This is a genomic window from Intrasporangium sp., assembly GCF_036566125.1.
Lineage (GTDB): Bacteria > Actinomycetota > Actinomycetes > Actinomycetales > Dermatophilaceae > Intrasporangium.
Map to the genome: position 1 here is coordinate 1 of NZ_DATCWX010000114.1, position 3,026 is coordinate 3,026.

Below are 3,026 nucleotides of genomic sequence, written 5' to 3' on the forward strand. Positions count from 1 at the left end.
AGCTCCTCCTCCTCGGCGAGCCGCTCGATCCGCTGCTCGAGGTCGTCGTAGGCCACAGAGAGCCGCTGCGCCTTGCGGACGTTGCGGGTCGTGCTGTCGGAGCGGGTCAGCCGGTGCAGCCGCTGCAGGAGCGGACCGGCGTCAGTGACATACCGCCGCACCGCCGAGTCGGTCCACTGCCCCTCGCCGTAGCCGTGGAAGCGCAGGTGCAGCTCGACGAGCCGCGCGACGGCCTTGACGACGGCCTTGTCGTAGCGCATCGCCTTGAGCCGCTTGCTCGCCATCCGCGCCCCGACCAGCTCGTGGTGATGGAACGAGACGCCGCCGCCCGGTTCGAAGCGTCGCGTGGCCGGCTTGCCGATGTCATGGAGGAGCGCGGCAAGGCGGAGCACGAGATCCGGGCCCGGCACCGACTCCTCAGGCCCGTCCGCCGGACCCTCGAGCGCGATGGCCTGCTCGAGCACGGTCAGGGAGTGCTCGTAGACGTCCTTGTGCCGGTGGTGCTCGTCGACCTCGAGCCGCAGAGCGGGCAGCTCCGGGAGGAAATGGTCGGCCAGCCCCGTGTCGACGATCAGGGCGAGGCCGGGTCGCGGGGACGGCGCACAGACCAGCTTGGTGAACTCGTCACGGATCCGCTCGGCCGAAACGATCTCCAGGGTGGCCGCCCGCTCGCTCATCGCGACCCGCACATCCGAGGCCACGTCGAAGCCGAGCTGAGCCGCGAAACGGGCCGCCCGCATCATCCGGAGCGGGTCGTCGGCGAAGGACTCCTCCGGCGGCGCAGGCGTCATCAGTCGCCGGGCGGCGAGGTCGGTGAGGCCGCCGTGGAGGTCCACGAACTCGAGGCTCGGCAGCCGGATCGCCATCGCGTTGACCGTGAAGTCGCGGCGGACGAGGTCGCCGTCGAGGGTGTCGCCGAACATGACCTCCGGCTTGCGGCTCGTGCGGTCATACGTGTCGGCGCGGTAGGTGGTGATCTCGATGTGGTGCTGGTCCCTGCGCAGGCCGATGGTGCCGAACTCACGCCCGATGTCCCAGTGCGTGTCGGCCCACCCCTCGACGGCGGCGAGGATCTCGTCCGGACTCGCGTCAGTCGTGAAGTCGAGGTCCGGCGAGGTCCGCCCGAGGAACGCATCGCGCACCGGCCCGCCGACGAGCGCGATCTCGTGCCCACGCCGCTCGAACCGCTTCCCGAGCTCCTGGAGGACCGGCAGCACCGGCGCGAGCTGGGCGACGGCGCCACGCAACAGGGGCAGATGCGTGGGGTCCGGAGGTGGCGTGGTGGGGCGGTCGGGCACGGAGGACAGCCTAGGTGAGCGCGCAGGTGGACTCTTCCTCGTCATCCCCACACCGATGCCGTATGCCGCTGAGCTCCTCCGCGACGTCCGTGACCTCCCAGCCCTCCCGTCCTCCTCGGCGCAGTGGTCGGTGCGTCATCGAGGGGTCAATGGAACGCAGCCCCCGTGCCGCGCGTTGGGCGAGCGGAAGGAGGGGAAGGCAAGTGATGCGCGTGGGCGAGCACAGCGGCATACGGAAATGGCTCTTTGCAGGAGCGCTCGGCCCGGTGCGCGACGTTGGGGCGGGAAACAGATCCCTTGGTTATGGTGGCGGCATGACCGCGCAGACCGCCCCGACCCCCAACGGGGGTCGGCGGTTGCCCGCGGTTGAAGAGCGCTCTGCCGGCGGCATCGTGGTCGACATCCAGGACGGCTGCGCCCTCATCGCGATCATCGCGCGACGCAACCGGGCCGGGCGCATCGAGTGGTGTCTCCCGAAGGGCCATGTCGAGCCCGGCGAGACGCTCGTCGAGACCGCGGCCCGAGAGGTCGCGGAGGAGACCGGGATCGTCGGACGCGTGCTCGTGGAGCTGGGGACCATCGACTACTGGTTCGCGACCTCGACGAAGCGGGTGCACAAGTTCGTGCACCACTACCTGCTCGAAGCCCTCAGTGGCGAACTGACCATCGAGAACGACCCCGATCGTGAGGCGATCGACGTCGCGTGGATGCGCCTCGACGAGGTGCACCGCCGGCTCACCTTCCCCAACGAGCGCCGCATCGCGCAGGCGGCGTGGATCCGGCTGGCAGGCACGGCGTGAACCGGGCCCGACCATGGCGGGCCGCACTCCGAACGGTCGTCATCGCGTCGTTTGTTGCCCTGACCACCCTTCCCGGAGCACCGGTTTCCCACGCGAGCCAAGCGGATCCGGCGCCCGTCAGTGAGAACGACGGACCAGTCGCGCACGTCCCTTCGGTGACGCCAGACGACGAGAAGGCGATCGTCACCCTGACCTCGGTGTCCCCGACCGTCGTGGACGGGCGCGGCACGACACGGATCGCGGGCATGGTCACCGCGCCGACCTCCGGCCCGCTCGTCGGAACGAGCATCGACGTCGTCCTCAGCTCCCGGCCCATGACCCTGAGAGGCGACATCGACGGGTGGGTCAAGGGGACCGGGAAGGTGTCCGGACGGCTCGTTGGGGAGGTGGCGGAGCCGCCGTCCGAGGTGCCGGCCGGTCAGACCGTGCCCTTTGCCATCGACCTCGAGGAGCGGCGGGTGCAGACCGGCGACGCCTTCGCCGCGCTGCCGATCGCGATCGAGGTCTACCAGCGGGGAGCCTCGACACCGGTCGGCACGACCCGGACCTTCCTCGCCTGGAACTCTCGCGTGGAGTTCGTCCCGCTCCAGCTGGCCGTGGCGATCCCGGTGACACTCGACCCCGAGCTGAAGCTGTTCGATCGCGATGACAAGGTTCGCGGGCCGGCCTGGGCCGGAGCCATCGGGCCCGGATCGCGCGTCGACCGGATCATCGAGGGGACTGCGGGCTCGTCCGCCACCTTGGCCCTGGACCCCTCTGTACTCATGGCCGCGCCCGGCGAGACAGCCGCAGAGCGTCCTCCTCCGACGGCGCCCACGGGCGGGCCGGCCAGCTCGCCGACGACCGGGACGGCGACTCCCCCTCCGACGCCAGGGGCGCCCGCGACTGCGCCGGATGGAACGGCGGGCTCGGCGGACGCCGAGGCGTC

General features: G+C 70.9%; 2 protein-coding genes and 1 pseudogene. 2 read left to right on the forward strand and 1 reads right to left on the reverse strand.

The annotated features are described in order from the left end of the window. Window positions 1-1,343 (reverse strand): CCA tRNA nucleotidyltransferase (locus VIR15_RS06775; RefSeq protein ID WP_414654934.1); only part of this gene is annotated, 1,343 nt, incomplete at its 3' end. A 269-nt stretch (window positions 1,344-1,612) separates the two neighbouring features. On the opposite strand from VIR15_RS06775, the gene VIR15_RS06780 reads away from it, so the two are divergent. Beyond that, entirely contained in the window at window positions 1,613-2,098 is a 486-nt protein-coding gene (locus VIR15_RS06780; protein WP_331926710.1) for an NUDIX hydrolase, read from the forward strand. Window positions 2,099-2,253: 155 nt separating this feature from the next. Beyond that, a pseudogene (locus tag VIR15_RS06785) lies at window positions 2,254-3,026 on the forward strand (DUF6049 family protein); the annotation flags it as partial.

Excerpts from the sequence above, each read along its gene's own strand:
- VIR15_RS06780 (WP_331926710.1), top strand. The coding sequence starts at position 1,613 with ATGACCGCGCAGACCGCCCCGACCCCCAACGGGGGTCGGCGGTTGCCC.